The sequence below is a fragment of the Chlorobaculum sp. MV4-Y genome, assembly GCF_025244685.1.
Classification (GTDB): domain Bacteria; phylum Bacteroidota; class Chlorobiia; order Chlorobiales; family Chlorobiaceae; genus Chlorobaculum.
In genome coordinates this window covers 1744604-1763827 of record NZ_CP104202.1, presented here as the reverse complement: position 1 = coordinate 1763827, position 19224 = coordinate 1744604, and the positions used below count along the sequence as shown (strand labels likewise).

19 protein-coding genes are annotated in these 19224 nt (G+C 58.4%); 14 read left to right on the top strand and 5 right to left on the bottom strand.

Annotated features, from left to right (window positions below; genetic code table 11):
- Positions 1–261: 261 nt before the first annotated feature.
- The 5 genes from NY406_RS08745 (at position 262) to NY406_RS08730 (ending at position 4405) form a co-directional block, all read left to right on the top strand.
- Complete coding sequence (locus tag NY406_RS08745) at positions 262–1254, top strand: aldehyde dehydrogenase family protein (protein WP_317618645.1); 993 nt, start codon at positions 262–264, stop codon at positions 1252–1254.
- Entirely contained in the window at positions 1206–1643 is a 438-nt protein-coding gene (locus tag NY406_RS11220) for an aldehyde dehydrogenase family protein (RefSeq protein WP_317618679.1), read from the top strand. The genes NY406_RS08745 and NY406_RS11220 overlap by 49 nt, the downstream gene beginning before the upstream one ends.
- A 4-nt stretch (positions 1644–1647) precedes the next feature.
- Entirely contained in the window at positions 1648–2430 is a 783-nt protein-coding gene (locus NY406_RS08740; RefSeq protein ID WP_260533715.1) for a patatin-like phospholipase family protein, read from the top strand.
- A gap of 205 nt (positions 2431–2635) precedes the next feature.
- A complete protein-coding gene (locus tag NY406_RS08735) occupies positions 2636–3103 on the top strand; it encodes an aminoacyl-tRNA deacylase (RefSeq protein WP_260533713.1) in 468 nt (155 codons plus the stop codon).
- A 171-nt stretch (positions 3104–3274) separates the two neighbouring features.
- Complete coding sequence (locus NY406_RS08730; RefSeq protein WP_260533711.1) at positions 3275–4405, top strand: glycosyltransferase family 4 protein; 1131 nt, start codon at positions 3275–3277, stop codon at positions 4403–4405.
- Between the two features lie 55 nt (positions 4406–4460).
- Here the strand turns inward: NY406_RS08730 and NY406_RS08725 are convergent, their stop codons facing one another.
- Together NY406_RS08725 and NY406_RS08720 are read right to left on the bottom strand one after the other, a co-directional pair.
- A complete protein-coding gene (locus NY406_RS08725; RefSeq protein ID WP_260533709.1) occupies positions 4461–5510 on the bottom strand; it encodes a M14 family metallopeptidase in 1050 nt (349 codons plus the stop codon).
- Positions 5498–6931, bottom strand: a complete 1434-nt coding sequence (locus NY406_RS08720; RefSeq protein WP_260533707.1) for a glutamate-cysteine ligase family protein — start codon at positions 6929–6931, stop codon at positions 5498–5500. The genes NY406_RS08725 and NY406_RS08720 overlap by 13 nt, the downstream gene beginning before the upstream one ends.
- Positions 6932–7358: 427 nt before the next feature.
- Between NY406_RS08720 and gnd the strand changes: the two genes are divergently transcribed.
- Entirely contained in the window at positions 7359–8276 is a 918-nt protein-coding gene (gene gnd / locus NY406_RS08715; protein WP_260533705.1) for a phosphogluconate dehydrogenase (NAD(+)-dependent, decarboxylating), read from the top strand.
- Positions 8273–9709 carry a glucose-6-phosphate dehydrogenase gene (gene zwf, locus NY406_RS08710; RefSeq protein WP_260533703.1) on the top strand — a complete coding sequence of 479 codons (1437 nt, stop codon included), beginning with the start codon at positions 8273–8275 and terminating at the stop codon, positions 9707–9709. The genes gnd and zwf overlap by 4 nt, the downstream gene beginning before the upstream one ends.
- 276 nt (positions 9710–9985) lie before the next feature.
- Here zwf and pgl read toward each other — a convergent pair whose 3' ends face one another.
- A complete protein-coding gene (gene pgl / locus NY406_RS08705; protein WP_260533701.1) occupies positions 9986–10777 on the bottom strand; it encodes a 6-phosphogluconolactonase in 792 nt (263 codons plus the stop codon).
- Positions 10778–10782: 5 nt separating this feature from the next.
- Positions 10783–12795 (bottom strand): transketolase, encoded by a 2013-nt coding sequence (tkt, locus tag NY406_RS08700; protein WP_260533699.1) that lies wholly within the window; start codon positions 12793–12795, stop codon positions 10783–10785.
- Between the two features lie 193 nt (positions 12796–12988).
- Between tkt and NY406_RS08695 the strand changes: the two genes are divergently transcribed.
- From NY406_RS08695 to NY406_RS08665, 7 genes are all read left to right on the top strand, one after another.
- Complete coding sequence (locus tag NY406_RS08695) at positions 12989–13618, top strand: YukJ family protein (protein ID WP_260533698.1); 630 nt, start codon at positions 12989–12991, stop codon at positions 13616–13618.
- Between the two features lie 66 nt (positions 13619–13684).
- Positions 13685–14422 carry an SIMPL domain-containing protein gene (locus tag NY406_RS08690; RefSeq protein ID WP_260533696.1) on the top strand — a complete coding sequence of 246 codons (738 nt, stop codon included), beginning with the start codon at positions 13685–13687 and terminating at the stop codon, positions 14420–14422.
- 88 nt (positions 14423–14510) lie between these two features.
- On the top strand, positions 14511–15098 hold the full coding sequence (locus tag NY406_RS08685; RefSeq protein WP_260533695.1) for a hypothetical protein: 588 nt from the start codon (positions 14511–14513) through the stop codon (positions 15096–15098).
- Positions 15099–15324: 226 nt separating this feature from the next.
- Positions 15325–16050 (top strand): murein L,D-transpeptidase catalytic domain family protein, encoded by a 726-nt coding sequence (locus NY406_RS08680; protein ID WP_260533693.1) that lies wholly within the window; start codon positions 15325–15327, stop codon positions 16048–16050.
- Positions 16051–16116: 66 nt separating this feature from the next.
- Entirely contained in the window at positions 16117–17808 is a 1692-nt protein-coding gene (locus tag NY406_RS08675) for a murein L,D-transpeptidase (protein WP_260533691.1), read from the top strand.
- 35 nt (positions 17809–17843) lie between these two features.
- Positions 17844–18314 carry an SRPBCC family protein gene (locus NY406_RS08670; RefSeq protein WP_260533689.1) on the top strand — a complete coding sequence of 157 codons (471 nt, stop codon included), beginning with the start codon at positions 17844–17846 and terminating at the stop codon, positions 18312–18314.
- A gap of 68 nt (positions 18315–18382) precedes the next feature.
- The gene (locus tag NY406_RS08665; protein WP_260533687.1) at positions 18383–18796 is read left to right on the top strand and encodes a hypothetical protein; all 414 of its coding nucleotides are present in this window, start codon (positions 18383–18385) and stop codon (positions 18794–18796) included.
- Between the two features lie 139 nt (positions 18797–18935).
- Here NY406_RS08665 and NY406_RS08660 read toward each other — a convergent pair whose 3' ends face one another.
- Positions 18936–19142, bottom strand: a complete 207-nt coding sequence (locus NY406_RS08660) for a DUF2283 domain-containing protein (RefSeq protein WP_260533685.1) — start codon at positions 19140–19142, stop codon at positions 18936–18938.
- Positions 19143–19224 lie beyond the last annotated feature (82 nt).

Sequence of the window (19224 nt, the reverse complement as noted above, 5' to 3'; positions counted from 1 at the left end):
TCGAGGGCTGTGTTTTTGACTACGAGAAGTTACATCCGCAGAACCAGACCAGCAAAATTACGGTTTATAATGGCGGATATTGATACATTTATTCAGGATGCTTCTTTTGTTTGCCGATGGATTGAAGAGCGGGAGGTCGGATTCTTTGTAGGGGCAACCCTCGCGGTTGCCCTCTTTTTTCAATGTCACGCGACAAGATGGGTAGCCGCGAGGGCTACCCCTACAGAAATTATCAAGACTGCGCAAAATCGAACCGAACCCATGACCTACGACGCATCAACCCATGCCGGCCTCCAGCGCTATTTTGACAGCGGGCAAACCCGCCCGCTCGAATGGCGTCGCGCGCAGCTTCGCGGGCTCGAAGCGTTTCTTCGTGAACGGGAACATGAAATTGCCGCCGCGGTTCATGCCGATCTTCGCAAGCCGGTCGCCGAGACCTGGCTGACCGAGACCGCGTGGCTCAGGAGCGAAATCCGTTACGTGCTGAAACACCTTCGCCGCTGGATGCGCCCGAAAAAGGTCGGCGTGCCGCTGCACTACCAGCCCGCGCGCGCTTTCGTTGAGCGCGATCCTCTTGGCCTCGTGCTCATCATCGGCGCATGGAACTATCCGTTGCAGCTTTGCCTCGCTCCGCTCATCGGCGCTCTGGCCGGTGGTAACGTTTCAGTCGTGAAGCCTTCGGAGATGGCTCCGGCTACGTCGGCTCTGCTTGCTTCGGAGTTGGCGCCTTATGTCGATCCTGAAGCGGTCAGGGTTGTTGAAGGCGATGCGGCGTTCACCACCCGGCTGCTGGAACACCGGTTCGATTATCTCTTTTTCACGGGGAGCCGCTGGAAGGGGCGTGAGGTGATGCAGTCGGCGGCGCGCCATCTGACGCCGGTGACGCTCGAACTCGGTGGCAAAAGCCCGGTGATCGTGACCGCAAAGGCCGATCTGCGCCTGGCCGCGCGTCGGATCGCGTGGGCCAAATTCCTCAATGCCGGTCAGACCTGTGTGGCGCCTGACTACCTGCTGGTGCAGGAGGGGGTCAAAGAGTCGTTGCACGGATTGATGAAAGAGGCGCTCAGACTTTATTATGGAGCCGATCCGGAGGCGAGTGCCGACTATGGCCGGATCGTCGATGCCCGCAACTTCCAGCGACTCGAAGCGTTGCTGCGCGAGGGTAAGCTTGTCGAGGGGGCGGCTCGAACGGGGAAGCGCGTTATATCGCTCCGACGATTCTTCATGACATTCCGGAGGATTCCGATCTTCTGAAAGAGGAGATTTTCGGACCGCTGCTGCCAGTGCGTTCGTTCACGACGCTTCAGGAGGCTGTCGGCATGGTCCGGTCGCTCGACGCTCCTCTCGCCGTCTATCTTTTTTCCCGTGACCGCGCCGAGCTTCGGTATCTGCGCGAGCACACCCGGAGCGGAGGCGTCTGCTGCAACGACCTGCTTTTTCAGGCCTCGATTCATGGTCTGCCTTTCGGCGGCAGGGGGGCGAGCGGCATTGGTGTCTATCATGGCAGGGCCGGCTTTGAGACCTTCACCACGGAGCGGAGCGTGCTTGACCGAGGCGGTTTCCCTGATCCGGATTTGCGCTATCCTCCCTACAGTTCGGGCCGGTTCCACTTGCTCAAAAAAATTGTCACCCTCTTTTCATAGACTTATGAGTACAGCAGAGAAGGTATCGGAACGAACCGGCCTGGCTTTCGGCGGCGGCGTGGTGCTTGGCGCGGCGCACATCGGTGTGCTCAGGGCGATGGAGGAGACCGGCTTCAGGGCAGCGTGCGTCGCTGGCACCAGCATCGGCTCGTTCATCGCGGCGATGCATGCTTTCGGTAAAAGCTGGCAGGAGATCGAAAAGGTCGCCCTTGAGCTGGACTGGTCTGATTTGTCGGGCCTCACCATCTCCAGTTATGGTCTGCTTTCGATCCGCAAATTCGGCGAGATCGTCCGCGCCCAGCTCGGCACCCGCCGCATCGAGGATGCTCCGACTCCGCTCGCTATCGTGGCCACCGACATCTGCACCGGAAGCGAGGTGGTGCTTCGAGAGGGTGATGTGGCCACGGCGGTGATGGCCAGCTCGTCGATTCCCGGCATTTTCAAACCGGTGGAGCAGGGAGAGATGCTGCTGGTCGATGGCGTGCTGACCGAGAATGTGCCGGTCTCTCCGCTCAAGGAGATGGGCGCGAACCGCATTGTTTGCATTGATCTGTTTGGCCGCCACACCTTCCGGCGGCCAGAGCATTTGCCCGATTTGTTGCTTAATGCTTTTTACAGCGCTATGCGTGCTATTTCGCAGATTCAGATCAGCGAAGCCGATCTGGTTATCACTCCCGATCTTTCCCGTTTCAGCCTGGTCGATATGTCCGCAGTGCCGGAGATTATCGACACGGGTTACCGCGAAGCGCTGCCTTTGCTCGAGGCCTGGCGAGCCGGGTACCGGTGAGATTCAGGGGCTGTTCGCCCATGCGGTTTGCGTTGGCCCGCCCTTTTTCGTACAATGGAATTGTTTCCTCTCGACTCGTCCATGGCCGGCTCCTTCCGGTATCCATGACATGACGGTCCGATTTTTTCATTCCTTGCCGGTTCGACAGACTGGAATTTGTGCTCTGTAAACATCAGCGGTTCAACACAAAACCAAGGAGGATGCAATGCCTATCCGCAGATTACGGGAGTTTCTCGACAGCCATCACGTTAAGTATTTCGTCATCAGCCACTCTCCGGCCTACACAGCTCAAGACATCGCCGCCGCCGCGCATGTGTCGGGCAAAGAGCTGGTCAAGACGGTCATGGTTTCCATCGATGGCAACATGGCCATGGCGCTTTTGCACGCTTCGCGACATCTCGATTTCGATCGGCTCCGCGAACTGTGTGGCTCACGCGATGTCACTCTTGCTGAAGAGACAGCGTTCAGTGGGCTTTTTCCCGAGTGTGAAATCGGAGCAATGCCGCCGTTTGGCAATCTGTACGGCTTGACGGTCTATGCGGACGAGGAGCTTGATGAGAGCAGGGATATTGTTTTTAACGCAGGAACCCACCGCGAGCTGCTCCGGCTCTCCTGGTTCGATTACAAAAGACTGGTCAAGCCGGTGATGGGCAGGATCGCCTCGATCCGGTAATGCGTCCTGTCGGCGGATCGTGCAAACTTCGGTGGCAACGCGGCTTTTTATGAGGGAAATATTACCTTGACTCATCCTGTATGGGAGTGGAACGGTCTGCCGGTTTTTGCCTGTGCGGCTCGATGTTCCATATGTCAGACGCAATGATTTTCAGCTTTTTGCCGCCCCGATATGAAGGTAGCCCTGTATGCCGGGACCTATGTGAAGGACAAGGATGGCGCTGTCCGCTCGATCTACCAGCTTGTCTCGTCCATGATTAAAAATGGCCACGAGGTCGTGGTCTGGACGCCCGATTTCACGCCCGGAGCGAACGCCTCGGTGCCAGTCAACCTGACGCCGTCGGTGCCCATTCCCCTCTATCCCGACTACAAGCTCGGCTTCTATAATGCCGTCACCGAACGGCAGCTCGACGAGTTCGCGCCGGATATCGTTCACATCTCGACCCCCGACATCGTTGGCCGCAAATTTCTGCACTACGCCAAACGAAAAGGCATTCCGGTTGGCTCGGCCTATCACACCGATTTTCCCTCCTACCTGAGTTACTACCATCTCGGCTTCGCAGAACCGGCGATCTGGAATTTTCTCCGGAAATTCTACAACGCCTGTGACGTAACGCTCGCGCCGAACGAGAGCGTCCGTGAGCGGCTCACCGGCAAGGGGATCGAGAAGGTGGAACTCTGGTCGCGCGGCATCGACAAAGAGCTGTTCGACCCGTCGCGCCGCTCAGCAAAGCTGCGCCGGGCGTGGGACGCGGAGGGGCGGACGGTCATCATCTACGCCGGTCGTTTCGTGCTTTACAAGGATATCGAGGTGGTGATGAGCCTTTACGAACGATTCGTGGCGGAGGGGCTTGGCGAGCGTGTGCGGTTCGTGATGATCGGCTCCGGCCCCGAGGAGGCAGAGATGCGGGCGCGGATGCCGGATGCGGTATTCACCGGTTACCTCACCGGTACAGCGCTGCCTGAGGCCTACGCCAGCGGCGACCTTTTTCTCTTCCCCTCGACCACCGAGGCGTTCTGCAACGTGACGCTCGAAGCGCTTGCTACCGGTCTGCCTGCCGTGGTGTCGGACGTTGGTGGCTGTCAGGAGCTGGTCGAACGCTCCGGCGGTGGTTTTGTCGCAAAAGCGGGTGACATTAGCGATTTCTACAAGTGCTGCACAAAACTCATGCAGGATGGAGAACTGTTCCGCGCCATGCGCGAACGCGGCCTCGCCTTCGCCGAGGACAAGTCATGGGCGGCAGTCAACGGCAAGCTCATCGACCGTTATCTTGAGCTGATCGCCACGAAAGCCAGGCAGTGAGCTGTAACTATTGCTATCCCGAACCGTCTGATTCGGTACTGTCTGTCCGCTCCGCTTAAACTGTCCCCTTCACTTCGTACGGTTCCATGATGTAACCGAGGCAGTCCTGCATGATGACGCGCACGTCGCGGGTGAACATCGAGGGGACGATCGGCAGGCGCGTGAAAATCCGCTCTTCGCTGAAGCGGAGGTAGCGATTGGTGACGTCGCATTCGTCGTTGTCGATCACCACGAGTGGCGGAGCGTTGCCTCGATAGCTTCCCAGCTCCGCGCCTTCGGGGACGCGCTCGAAGTTGAGGGTTTCGAGGTCTTTGCGCAGGCAGAGATCTGCCTCATTTCCGCACACGCCGAATTCCAAGCGCAGCCTATCGCGCACGACGATTTTGGCGGTGGTGTGGAACAGGTCGCTGAGATGATTTGGGGGTGGCGTAAAGAGCTCTTCGGCGGAGAGTTCGAGGCAGTTTTGGAGGTATCGCTCCACATGACTTGTTCCGGCGGCGTTGCCCGACACGCCGCATTCGAGCGTCACGGAGGGACAGATTTGTGACAGAGCGATCGAGATCACCTCATGCGGTTCGGTGAACCAGACGATGGTTTTGCTGAAGCGGCGGGCGAGGCTGAGCGTGGCGTCGTCGAGCCGGTTGACGCAGCCGTAGTGCGGGTTCTTGCCGGTGTTGTTGTGCAGGTCGATAGCGGCGAGCGGCGAGGCTTTGGCGATTTCCGCCAGCACCTCCTGCGCCAGCCGGTGCTCCGGATAGCGCTCGTCATGCCAGATGCGGTTGTAATCTGCTTGCCCGTCGAGCGTGCGCAATCCCAGCCCGGCGGCGGCCACGTTGCCTACGAAAAGCAGCAGCGGCCTCGGCAGCGGTCGGCGGGGCGCGTCGTATGCTTTGAGCAGCCGCTGCGTGGCGTCGAAGCCGGTGGTTTCGTTGCCGTGCAGGAGAATCGACACGAAGAGCGGCGGCCCCGGTTCGCCCTCGATCCAGATCAGCGACGGGCCGAGCAGGATAGAGCCGATTTTTTCGACTGGCGTGTCGGTGAAGCCTTCGGGCAGACGCTCCAGGCGGTGGAGCGCCGGAACAGGGAGGTGGTTCAGATGCTCCATTCGTGGACGGGAGTGCCGAGGTTCTGGTTTTCGAGGTACGCCTGCGTCAGCATCTTGAAGTCGGGGCCGTGCTTTTTGACGAAGGCCTTCTGCCACCATGCGCCGTTGCGGCGCGAAGCCACCCGCTGCGCCAGAATATCGACGAGGTAGTAGCGCAGGTCACTACTACCGAATCCCGCCGCGGCGAGCGCCAGAATCGCGCCGGGAATCAGGTGCTGCAAAATGAGCGTCTCGACGGGCATCGAATCGCCCGACGTCCATCTGACTTGTGCGTCGAGGCCGGAGCGGGCGGCGGCGTAGAAATTCGCTCGCGCCTGTTCAAACGATATGGAGCTCTGCGGAACCTCCGGTTGAAGGTAGAGCATCGTGCCATAGAAAAAGAGGATGTTGGCGATGACGTCGGAAATCGACGGCCCCGCCGCCGGAACCCGGTGTTCGATGCGCAGGTGCGGGCGTCCATTTTCGCCGAAGCCGATCAGAGGACGGTTCCAGCGCCAGATGGTGCCGTTGTGCAGCCGCAGATGGTGCATCATGCCGGGATCGTGGTCGAAAGTGACCGGCAGGAGCACCGGGAATCCGTCGAGATTTTCGAGGAACACCTCCTTCAGCGAATCGCGCACATAATCGCGACCGAAGGTGACGCGCGAAACCGGCCTGCCGGAGAGATCGACGAACGACGGGGTGTGCACGGCCTGCTCAAAGAGCGGAATGCGGGTTTCGTCCCACAGCTCTCTGCCGAACAGGAATGGCGAGTTGGCCGAGAGGGCGGCCATTGGAGCCGAGAGCACATGCGCGACGTTGTAAAATGCAGCGGCTTTGCTGAGCGGAACCTGAAAGTGAATCTGCAGCGAGGTGGTCGCCGCCTCTGCCATGACGTCATCATGCACTATCTCCAGCCGGTCGTTTGGGCCTTCGATGTTTATTTTGAGCGGATGGCATGATCTGGTGCGTAGGATTTCACGGTTCAGGGCGTGAAACCGTTGCATCGACGACATGTTCTGGAGGGTCAGCATCCTGTCCTGCAAGGTTGGCAGAATGCCTGTCATCAGGGTCTGGCATCCCATTTCACGCGCATGGCGGGAGCAGTCGTCCCAGAGCGTCTGAAGCTGGTCCCGCAGGAATCCGGAGAGTTGGCGGTTCAGCGGGTGGGGCGCAACGTTGAGTTCGAAGTTGTATTTCGACAGCTCCGCCACCACGAGGGGGTTGTTGACCTTTGCGAGGAACTCCTCGTTCCGTGCTGCCGGATTGCAATTCTGATCGACAAGCCACCCTTCGAGTTCGAAGCCGCACATCACCTGGTGGTTTTCGAACGTATCAGCGGAAAACCACTCCATCAGCAGCCGCGTCTCTTTTCTGAGATTCTGCTGAAACTGCCGGAAATCCTCCTTGCTGAACTCTGTTTTTGCTATTTCACTGCCCATTGATGAATCATTAGTTAAGTGAATGAATCTGAACAATCGGTTTGTCAGTTGCAAATGATTTTTAGTGGCCGTTGTTTCTTTGCCCGAGGCTGTCTGGTACAAAAGCCATTTCTGAATGAAGGACGCATTTTTGCGTTTATTGTCATTCTGAGTTCGACAAAGTCAAACGAAGAATCCGGTGGGGGCTTGCAAGATATTGTGGATCATTCAGTTATTGTGATTTTTCGGGAATGCTGGATTTTTCACTTCGTTCAGAATGACAATCAAATACAGCGTCAGATTACTGGCGATGAAACTTTTTTGAGGTAGTCTCTGAATGCAAATCCGTATTTCTCGTCTGTGTTGCTTGGGTTTGCAGCTTGTTAACAGAAGGGCGGAACCAATAATCAACGGAGGGGGTAACAACTCCTAAAAACGGAGATTTCATATGAAGATAGGGTTTGTAGGTCTTGGCAAGATGGGGTTCAACATGGTCGAGCATCTGCTTGAACTTGGCCACGAGGTGGTGGCGTTCGATCTTTCAACGGAAGCGGTTGCGGCGATTGCGGCCAAAGGGGCGATGGCAGCCAGTTCGTTGCAGCATCTGGTCGGTGAACTTGCCGTACCGCGTGTCGTCTGGGTGATGGTGCCCGCAGGCCGTCCGGTCGATGCGGTGATCGATGGAATCACGCCGTTCCTGAAAGCGGGTGACATCGTTATTGACGGCGGCAACTCCCGTTACACCGACTCTGTCGCTCGCGCAGAAAAGCTCCGCAAGCAGGGCATTCGGATGCTCGACATCGGCACCAGCGGCGGTTTGGACGGCGCTCGTCACGGCGCGTGCATGATGGCCGGGGGCGACCGCGAGGCGTACGACCACGTCGAGCCGATGCTGCGTGACCTCTGCGTCGAGAACGGCTACGGCTACATGGGCGCGAGCGGCTCAGGCCACTTCGTGAAAATGGTGCACAACGGCATCGAGTACGGCATGATGCAGGCCATCGGCGAGGGGTTCGAGCTACTTCGGGCCAGCGGCTACGACCTCAACAATCAGAACGTGGCGCGGGTTTGGTCGAACGGTTCGGTGATCCGCGGCTGGCTCATGGATCTTGCGGGCAAGGCATTCGCGCAGGACAACGACCTCGGCTGGCTCGGCGGCAAGGTGGCCGATTCGGGCGAGGGGCGGTGGGCGGTCGAGGCGGCCCTTGATCTCGGCGTTGCCGTGCCGATCATCTCCGGCTCGCTGTTCCGGCGCTTCCGTTCGCAGAGCGAGGAGAACTTTTCTGACAAGGTGGTCGCGGCGCTGCGGCATGAGTTCGGCGGTCATGCGTTCCAGGCACCTGAATCCGGGGAGGGCAAAGCATGAGCGGCACTCTCGACAATTTCACCATCGTCATCTTCGGCGCGAGCAGCGACCTGGCCTCGCGCAAGCTTTTCCCGTCAGTTTTCCAGCTTGCGCGGTGGGGGCATATGCCTGAATTGTTCCGGCTGATCGGCGTCGGGCGGCGGGAGCAAAGCCACGATGAGTTCCGCGCTTTCGTTCGCGAGCGCCTGTTGGAGCACTCGCCCGAAGCTGCCGCTGAAGCAGCGCGGCTCGACGCTTTCTGTAGCCGACTTTTTTATGTCCGCTCCGATCTCGACGATCCGGCGGGCTACGAAGCGCTGCGTGATGAGATTCAGCGTGAAGAGGAGAAAGGGCGAACCTGCCATAACCTGATGTTCTACCTGTCGATACCGCCGAGCCTCGCACCCGCCGTGGTGCGCGGTCTCGGCAAGGCCGGGCTGGGCGGGCGTGAACAGTCGTGCACCGGGTGGCGCAAGATCATCGCCGAAAAGCCCTACGGCTACGATCTCGAAAGCGCCCGCGAGTTGAACCGGGTCATCGACGAGGTGTTCGAGGAGCGGCAGGTCTATCGCATCGACCACTACCTCGGCAAGGAGCCTGTGCAGAATATCATGGTGTTCCGCTTCTCCAACGGCATCTTCGAGCCGCTCTGGAACCGGCAGTATATCGCGCAGGTCATGATCACCATCGCCGAGGATTTCGGCATTCGTGATCGCGGCGCTTACTACGAGGAGTCGGGACTCTTGCGTGACATCATCCAGAATCACGGCTTGCAGCTTCTCGCGGCCATCGCAATGGAGCCGCCAGTTGATCTCAGCGCCGATTCGATTCGCGACGAGAAGTCCAAAATCCTGCGCTCGGTGCGCCACTTCACTACCGATTCCGTGCGCGACTCGGTGGTGATCGGTCAGTACGAGGGGTATCAGAGCGAGAAAAATGTCGCGCCGGATTCGAAAGTTGAGACCTTCGCCGCCGTGAAGTTCCACATCGACAACTGGCGCTGGTCGGGCGTGCCGTTCTACATGAAGGCGGGCAAGAACCTCGCCAAAAGCGTGACTGAAATCGTCATCACCTTCCGCTGCCCGCCGCAGAACTACTACGGGCCTTCGGGTGGCGCGGCGTGCTGCACGCCGAACCAGGTGGTGCTTGGCATCCAGCCCGACGAAACGGTCGCCATCCGCTTCGGCGCGAAACGCCCCGGCGAGCAGATGATCACCGATCCGGTGTTCATGAAGTTCGATTACCGGGGAACCTTTCAGGGCGAGGGCCTCACACCGTACCATCGCCTGCTGCTCGACGCCATCGAAGGCAACCAGATGAACTTCATCCGCAAAGACAGCGTGGAGTACTCGTGGGAAATTATCGACAGCCTGAAAGATTCCATTGACGGCCAGGTTCCGGAGCAATATCCTGTGCATAGCTGGGGGCCGGAATCGTCGCGGATTTACGGGTGAGGAAGGTGGGGGGAGGATTTTGAATGTTCTGACATGGACACTCAGGCTTATATTGCCATTTCAATTGCCTCTGCGACAAAAAATTGCAATCGCCGCCGTTGTAAGAAATTGGGCTGAAGCCCATATGGGCAGAGGCTCTCTCTTCCCCGGACTAAAGTCCGGGGCAACATGAATGCAAAAGCCGAAATGTCCGGCGGGATGAATCCCGCCTGAATAGGGGAGCCGAAGTCTAAAAAGAACTAACACTAAAAAATGTCATTGAGGGTGTTTTGAGTTCTATCCCCCTTCCACAAACCACCACACATTCCCACTCCTTGGCCTAACCATCCCCGCAGGCAACTCTGGCCTCTCGCCGTTGCTGATCGAGCGGGCGAAGTCGTATCTCGACGGCGGGATGAGGAAGAGGGCGTTCCTGGCTTCGTTGATAACCGGCAAGGTCAGCGTCAGCCTCATTCCGGGCGGTTTGCCGTTGGGGGCATCGATGGCGATGACCCAGCGCTCTTTTTCGTCGAGCGATTTGTGGTCGCCGGGGAAGAGGGATGCGGTGTGGCCGTCGTCGCCGAGGCCGAGGAGGATGAGGTCGAATGAGGGCGGGGCGTCGTCGCTGGCGTGTTTGCGGAACAGGCCACGGAGCAGCGATTCGTAGCTGCGGGCGTCCGCCTGTGGGTTGCCCGATTCGGTTGGCATCCGGTGGATGTTCGACGCTTTGACGCAGATGTTGCGGATGAGCGTTTCGCGGGCCATGCCGTAGTTGCTGTCGGGGTGGCTTGGCGGCAGGTAGCGCTCGTCGCCCTGGAAGAGCAGGGTGTGCGCCCAGGGCGGCACGATCACTTCCGGATCGCGGGTGCAGCGGCGTACGTCGGCGGGCAGCTTGTAGCCGAGTTCGAGGTAGCGCTCTTCGCGGATGCCTTTGGCGAGCTGCTTGTGGAGCGCTCGCGGCGTGTTGCCGCCCGAGAGCACCAGCGTGAAGCGGCCCCGTTCGGCGACTGCCTGATAAGCAGTGTCGGTGATGAAGGCGACCGCTTTTTCGAGAAGCGCGTCGAGCGGCTCGCTGATCCAGTGTGCCATGGTGTTCATTTCCGGTTCAGCAGTTCAAGGGCGCGGGCGGTTATGTTGGCGGCGGTGAAGCCAAAGTGCTCCATCACCTGCGGGCCGGGGGCCGACATGCCGAAGCGGTCGATGCCGATCACCGCGCAGCCGTCGCCCGAAATGTCGTGCCAGCCGAAGGTTGCAGCGGCTTCGACGACGACGCGCGCTCGAACCGAGGGTGGCAGCACGGCGTCACGGTACTCTGCCGGTTGCTCGGCGAACAGCTCTCGCGACGGCATCGAGACCACCCGCGCGGCGAATCCCTCTTTTTCGATCAGCGCCTTCGCTTCAAGCGCCGGATGCACCTCGGAGCCGGTGGCCACGATGATGACCCGCCGGGTGTCGTCGGCGTTATCTGGCCAATCCGCAAGCACATAACCGCCCCTCGCTACGCCGTCCCGAATACCTCTGTCAACGTCTTCGAGCACAGGCAACCCTTGGCGCGTTAGCACGAGCGCTGCCGGTTTCCGGCGCTTCAGCGCGAGCAGCCAGGCCGCTGCCGTTTCGTTGGCGTCCGCCGGGCGATACACGTCGAAGCCCGGCATGGCGCGGAGCATGGCGAGCTGCTCGACGGGCTGGTGGGTCGGGCCGTCTTCGCCGAGGCCGATGCTGTCGTGGGTGAAGATGAAGATCGAGGGGGACTGCATCATTGCGGCCAGGCGCAGCGCGGGCTTCATGTAGTCGGCAAAGACGAGGAAGGTTGCGCCGTACGGAATCATCATTTTTGACAGCGCCATGCCGTTGACAAGCGCGCCCATTGCGTGCTCCCGGACGCCGAAATGGAAGGTCGAGCCGCCGTAGCTTCCAGCCTCGAAAGCGGCTCCGAGGAGCGTGCCGTTCGACGGGGCCAGGTCAGCCGAGCCGCCCGCTAGCAGTGGCGCCTTTTCTACGATTTTGGCAAGCACGCTTTTCGATGCCTGCCGCGTGGCGAGCTTTTCGCCCGCCGCGAACTCCGGCGCATCCGGCAGCCACGCTTCCGGGAATCGGCCCGCGAGCAGGTCGGAGATTGCCGAGGCGAGCGAAGGCTCGTCACGCTCAAACGCTTGCCACCGCGCTTGCCATTCGGCTTCGAGCGTCGCACCGCGCTTGGCCAGCTCGCGGAAGTGGGCGTACACCGCTTCCGACACGACGAACGATTCATTTTCATCAAACCCGAACGCCTGCTTGACCAGCTTTGTCTCTTCCGGGCCGAGTGGCTCGCCGTGTGCTGAAGCGGTGCCCTGCTTGTGCGGACTGCCGTAGCCGATGGTGGTGTTGACGATGATCATTGATGGCCGGTCGTCGATCTCCTGCGCGTCGCGCACCGCTTGCTCGATGGCCGCAAGGTCGTTGCCGTCGATGTGCGACAGGACGTGCCAGCCGTAGGCCTCGTAGCGGCGGGCGACATCCTCCGTGAAGGCCAGGCTGGTCGAGCCTTCGATGCTGATGTGGTTGCTGTCGTAGAGGCAGATGAGGCGTCCGAGCTTGAGGTGGCCTGCCAGTGACGAGGCCTCCGAACTGATGCCCTCCATGAGGTCGCCGTCGCCGCAGATGACGTAGGTGAAGTGGTCGATGAGCGGCCGTTCCAACGTGTTGAGTTTGGCGGCGAGGAAGCGTTCGGCGGCAGCCATGCCGACGGCGGTGGCAATACCCTGGCCGAGCGGGCCGGTGGTCGTTTCGACGCCCGGCGTGTGTCCATATTCGGGGTGTCCCGGTGTGCGGCTGCCGAGCTGCCGGAACTGCTTCAGCTCATCCATGCCGAGGCCGTAGCCGCACAGGTGCAGCATGGCGTAGAGCAGCGCCGAGCCGTGGCCCGCCGAGAGCACGAAGCGGTCGCGGTTCGGCCACTCCGGATTGGCGGGGTTGAACCGCATGATTTTCGTGAAGAGCGTGTAGGCCATCGGAGCCGCGCCGAGCGGCAGTCCGGGATGGCCCGATTTGGCCTTTTCTACCATATCGACCGCCAGAAGCCTGATGGTGGCGACGGCCTCTTCATCGATGGAACGAGTGCGTGTCATAATCGGATTGTTTCAGGGATTGAGAGAAATCGGACGGACTCTGACAGTCAAAGTATCAACTGCCACCGGTTATCGCAAAAAACGGAAACACTTGTCATGCGCTCCGGTTTGGGCGGTAAAGGCAGGAATCCTAACTTGATAACAGTGCCGCGCACTTGGCTGTATCTCTTTTCTCAACCCGATTTTTTCGCTCATGCCACTGTTTGACGGTTATGGCGTTCTTGCGGGGTCGCTGCTCCGGTATGGCTGCGATAACCGGCAGGATGAAACGCACTACTACCACTGTTCGCTTCTGGTGCGGGCGCGGGCTGCCGTCTATCGCTGTGTGGTCGATCTCGACAGCAAGCATCATCGTGACGGCATTCAGTGGAAGACGGTCGAGTTACCGCAGGAGCGGGCGGCGTCGCTGAAAGAGCGCGAGGACGGTTGGTACAGCATCGCCATGGACGAGGACAGCGGGGCGCTCGATTACTACCGGAGTGAGTGGCTCGGGCCGTCGGCGGAGTGCGTCCGCGCCGGGCGCGAGGCGGCGGCGGGCAAGTATTGCTGGAAGTATGGCACCGGGCACGACGCTTTTCGCGACCTCGAGCCGCTGCTGCGGCGCGGGCGCAGAATTTTTGTCTTCGGCGAGCCGTTCCGCAATGGCAAAGGGGTGCACAATATCCATCAGAACCAGGGCGATCCCCCCGGCAGCCGGTGGGCAGCGGAGAACGGCCCATGGCAGGATGGCGCGGTGATGGTCGAGCGACCGGACGGATCGGTGGCGGCTTTTCTCAGCAAGTTCAGCACCCAGCGGTTCTGCATCGGCGAAGTGTGCGCTTGAGTTTTCTCCAGAGTAGTGTTATTTTTTCTTCGAGTCTGTTTTTCAACGATCAGAAAGGAGATTTGTATGCAACGTTATTTTGCTTTCCGAAATGTGACGATCATGGTATTGGCGCTGCTGTGTTGCGCTTTTCCCGCTACTTCGCTTCAAGCTGGCGAGACCGGCATTTCGGTATCGGCGTCAAGCACGGTAACCTACGATCCCGATACGGCTGAATTCACGACGACAGTTGAATCGACCGACAAGGATGCGGCCAAAGCCTCGGCAAAGGTCGCGACGCTCTGGAGTTCGCTCCAGCAGGCATTGCGCAAGGTCGGGATTTCTTCTGCTGATGCCTCTTCAGCGAGTTACACGGTGAGCCCCGAGTGGGAGTGGAACAGTTCAACGGGCAAAAGTGAGCTTCGGGGCTACAAAGCCCGGCATGTCGTCAGGGTCGTGGTGCGTGATCTCGGTAAACTTGGCGGCGCGATCGACGCGGTGGTCGGCGCGGGCGCGGGTACGGTCGATGGACTCAGCTACTTCTCGTCCCGCTTCGAGAGCTTCCGCACGCAGGCGCTTGAAAATGCCGTGAAGAGCGCGAAGCACGATGCCGAAGTGATTGCCCGCGCTGCCGGTGGACGGCTTGGTGCGCTGCTTGACCTTCAGTACGGCCAGCCGCAGACCGAATATCCCATGATGCGTGTCGCTATGTTCAAAGCGGAGGCACCGATAGCCGCTCCGCCTACCGATGTGCAGCCGGGCGAACAGAAGCTTTCGGTTTCAGTAAGCTCCCGCTGGCAGTTCGTCCCGGCGAGCGGGAAGTAGGGGCGCGAGGAGAGCGGGTTTCCGGCGGAGATTCGCTCTCTCCATTCCATACGAAGCGCGGCAACGGTTTTCACGACAATGATGCGTGATGGCTATGAAAAAGGACATCCTTGAGCGGTACGACCGTCTGGACGATGGCCGCGTTATCATCGACGTCTATGCGTCGAAGGTGGAGGAGCTGTACGAGGATTTTGACAAACAGGCGCCCTTTCACCGCAAAGACCTCGACGAGGAGCTTGCCGCATACCTGCTCGACTGCGTGCGCGAAATCGGGCGGGTCGATTTCACCATCCGCATTACGCTCGATGCCGTTCCTTCAGAGGAGCTTCAGGAGCGCATCAGAACCAGCATCAGGAAATTCTTCATCTATCAGCGCGGGCTGGAGTCGGCTTCGATGCAGCAGCTTCTGAGGAGATCCCTGCTCTTTTTCCTTTCTGGCATGGTATTGCTTTTTCTTTCGTTATGGCTTGGCGGAAGCATGATTCCGGATGTGCGGGATCTCGTTTACGAACGGGTGCTGGTCGAAGGGGTGACCATTGCGGCCTGGGTATCGATATGGGAGTCAATGAGCATTCTCATGTTCAACTGGTGGCCTGCAAGGCTGCGGATCAGGTTGAATTCACGCATCGCTGATGCTGAAGTGCAGTTTCAGAGCCATTCAGGCATCAAACGCTGAATGGCGCGTCGGGACGCTTCATGTGCCGTGACCTTTTTGCCGCAACGAAAAAACTTTATCTTTACTGAGTTTTATAAAAAAGCCAGCCGGACTTCTCATGCACGACGGCCATAGAGCAGAAGCATGATCGATTCCTTCCTTTCCTGTCTGTATGCCGCTGGTTTTATGAACCGACTCAACGATCACTATGACGCGGGCTCATTTCCTGCGCAATGAGGATATGTGTATGAAAAAAAGAGGAATCGCATTGACGCTGATGCTGTTCATGGCTTTGCCCGTGGCCAGCCGCGCCATTCCGGCTGACGATTCGCCGGAGAACCGTTGGATTACCGCAGTGATGCAATCCATCAAAGAGGAAAATAATATTGACCCGGAGGCGCTCAAGCTCGCCTTGAAGGGATACTGGAACCTCTATTGCGAGGGGCAACTCCGTCGCAAAGACGTTATAACGCTGATTGATTTCAGCAAGCCTTCTGATGTCAAGCGCCTGTACATCATCGATGTCAGAATCGGCAGGATTCTTCGCTCTGACCTGGTCGCACACGGTAGGGGGAGCGGTGATGTCATGGCGACCAGCTTCTCTAACCAGCCGGGTTCGAACCAGAGCAGTATCGGCTTCTATCTTACGGGATGCACCTACACCGGGAAAAACGGCTACTCCCTTGTTCTGAAAGGGCTTGACCAGGGAATCAACGACAATGCCGAGATGCGAAGCATCGTCATGCACGGCGCAGACTATGTTTCCGAGGATTACATCAGCCGTACCGGTCACCTCGGTCGCAGCCTCGGGTGCCCAGCCGTGTCGATGGAGCGGTGTTTCGACCTGATCGATCTTATCAAGGATGGCTCGTGCCTCTTCATTTATCACAAAGACCAGGGCTATGCATCCCGGTCGGTTGTGCTCAATCCTGAACTCGCGCTCGGCAGAGTGAAGGGACAAAATCCAGCATAAGCTTTTACTCTCTTATTAATGTTTCCTTTCGTATTGCTCTGGTTTGCGCTGATGCCGGTCGTCAGCATGGTATCGCCTGTTCAGGCCTATGCAGCTGACAGCACCGGAACCCGTGAACTTCCTCCGGAACAGACGGTCAATACGTATCTGAAGAGTTATCTCGGCCGTCTTAACCGCCTGGATGCGACTTCCTCTTCTAGCCGCATTGAAATTGATGGCCAGCTGCAACGGTTTTACAAGGCGCTGAATTATCGTGCCGCATGGACCAATCGCAAGGCTATTGCCCGCCTTGTCGAGATTATCGGCGAGTGTGGAAGTGATGGGCTCAATCCCTCCGATTACCATTACGGCCAGATCAAGGAATTTGCGGCAAATCCTCCCGGATCGCCGGCATTGAAAGCGAAGGCCGATCTTTTGATGACCGATGCCCTGTTTTCGCTGATGTCGCACCTGCGCTTCGGCAAGGTTATGCCCGGGGCGCTCGATTCGAACTGGAACATCCCGGTCCCCAAGCCAGCCACAAACTATGACCAGATGCTGATGTCGGCGGTCATGGGTAGCAAGTTTCCCGAGATGATCGCGGTGTTGAGGAATCCGTCTCCCAAGTATGTGCTTCTGCGCAAAAATCTTTTACGCTACCGGAAGATCGCTGAAAACGGCGGATGGCAGCCGGTGTACCAGGGTCCGAACATCGAAAAGGTCGGTCAGGTAGACAAACGTATGCCGCTTGTCCGCCAGCGCCTCATCCTCTCCGGCGACCTTTCGCCCGACGCGCCACTGTCGTCGATCAAGCCCTTGCCAGCTGATTCCTCGGCCACCGGCGCCCCGCTAGCGCCGCCCATTCCTCCCGACAGGGTGTATACCCAGGAGCTGTTCGATGCCGTGCGGGCCTTTCAGCAAAGTCACGGACTGTCAGCTGACGGCATCATAGGCATCGAAACGCTTAATGCCATGAACTATCCGGCTGAGTTGCGGGCCAATCAGATTCGCGTCAATCTCGAACGGGAGCGCTGGTATGACGGCATTCTGGGCCGCACGTATGTGATGGTGAATATTCCGGCATTCTCGGTTGAATACGTCAAGGACAACGAGGTGCGCTGGACGTCACGGGTTATCGTCGGAAAGCCCAACACACAGACGCCGATTTTTGCTGCCCAGATTCAATCTGTCATTTTCAATCCCCACTGGGTCATTCCGCCCGGAATTCTTGCGAAGGAGGCCATTCCCGCCATCAGGAAGGATGTCGGCTACCTCGCAAAGTACCAGTTGACTGTTGTGGACAGCAATGGCAAGCCGGTTGATCCGTCCCGGGTCAACTGGTACAGCGATGGTGGATTTCCGTACCGGCTGGTTCAGGCTTCAGGTGATGACGGCGCGCTGGGCAGAATCAAGTTCAACATGCCCAACCGTTTCAATGTCTACATGCACGACACGCCGACCAAACCGCTGTTTGAGCGAAGCTATCGCGCTTACAGCCACGGATGCGTCAGGGTTGACCGGCCTTACGAACTTGCCGAGTATTTGATGCGTGATTCGGAAAATTGGAGCCTGTCGAAGATCAAGGCCGCCATCGATACCGGCAAGACGCGCACGATACCTCTTACGGTCAAGGTTCCGGTCTATTTCTTTTACCAGACCGCTTTTGCCGATGGAAACAAAATCGGCTTCAGGGATGACATCTACGACAGAGACAAAGAGTTGCTCGATGCCCTCAACAGCGACAAATGGAGCCGCAGTGTAGAGGAGGCTACGCGATAGCCTGTTTGCCCGGAACCTCAAGCCATCGCGCCCCCATGCCATTTTCCGTCACCATTGGAGTCTCGAAGCAATTCGAGACTTCAGCCTCGCCTGAGAAGGTTTTCGCACTTCTTTCCGATGTGCCCCGCTCCGATTCGTATTTCCCCGATGCAGAAAAGCTTGAACCGCTTGGCAGCAACGCCTTCCGCTGGATCATGGAGAAGATCGCCATTGGTGATTACACTCTCCAGCAGACCATCTATGCCTGCACCTATCGCAGCGATCGTGCGACGATGAGTGTGGACTGGGTGCCCGTCGAGGGCGAGAGCAATGCTCAGGTCGAAGGCCACTGGCGCCTCGAAGCTGCCGAAACCGGTACGAAAGTTCAGCTTCACACCAAAGGCACGCTCGAGGTCGATTTCCCTGGATTTCTGCAATTCCTTCTTTCGCCCCTTCATCGAAATGTCTCCTTCACGCAAAAGATCGGCCGGTATATCGCGAATCTGCAAGCGGCGTTCGCGGAGTAAGGTTCACAACAATCAAAACGTTCTGTTTATTCAGGGCATAACATGTCAACTCACAAGCCACACAACCAATGCACGACAATCCTGAGAATAGCCTCGAATCGGTAACGAAGCTCGCGCTGCAATTTCTTGCCGAAGCGATCGGCCAGTGTCCCGCAGGACTTGAAAAGAGTACGAATCAGGATGTTGTGTTCGCGGTGGTGGGCTTTCAGTACGGCGCGGTGCAGAGCGCGGCGTATGTTGCCGGTCTCGGCGCGGAGGCGTGGAACAGTATCGCCGGTGAGCTCATCGCGCGGATCAACGGGATGGAGCGGGAGGTGGTCGCGCAATTTCTCTCCGTCATGCCGATGCTCGCCCGGAAGGAGTACCCCACGATCAGCATCGGCGGCCAGGCGATCATCCGCTTCTACAACGCCGCCACCGACGAAGAAAAGCTCACTGCCGCCGCCTCGCTGAGCGAGATTCTGCGACAGATTGATAAGTAGTGATAGGGGTTTCAAGTTGGAGAGAATGTGTTTTGTTGATGAAATAAGGAGGGCTTTTTGATGCACTCTTTGGTATTGGAACTTCAGCGTGACGCATTGAACAGAGCTTCCGTTACCAATACAAGTCAGTGATTAATATTCAAGCAGTTTTCTTCGCGATTTCTTGATATGAGAATTCCAATGATCCGTTCTTTTCTTTGGCGTGCTCGACGGTCATGCTGACCAGATTTCCCTCTTCATCGACGTCGATCAGCACGTTGTCGCTGATTTCCCGTGTTTCGAAAACCGGCTTGTCGAGAAGCTGGATGAAGGCGGTGTCGGTGTCTTTGAAATATTTGATTTTCATGGGTTTCGGTGTTGAATTGATCAGCGTTGTCCCGTCTCTTTTCTGTCATTCTGAGTCCGACGCAGTCGGGCAAAGAATCCAG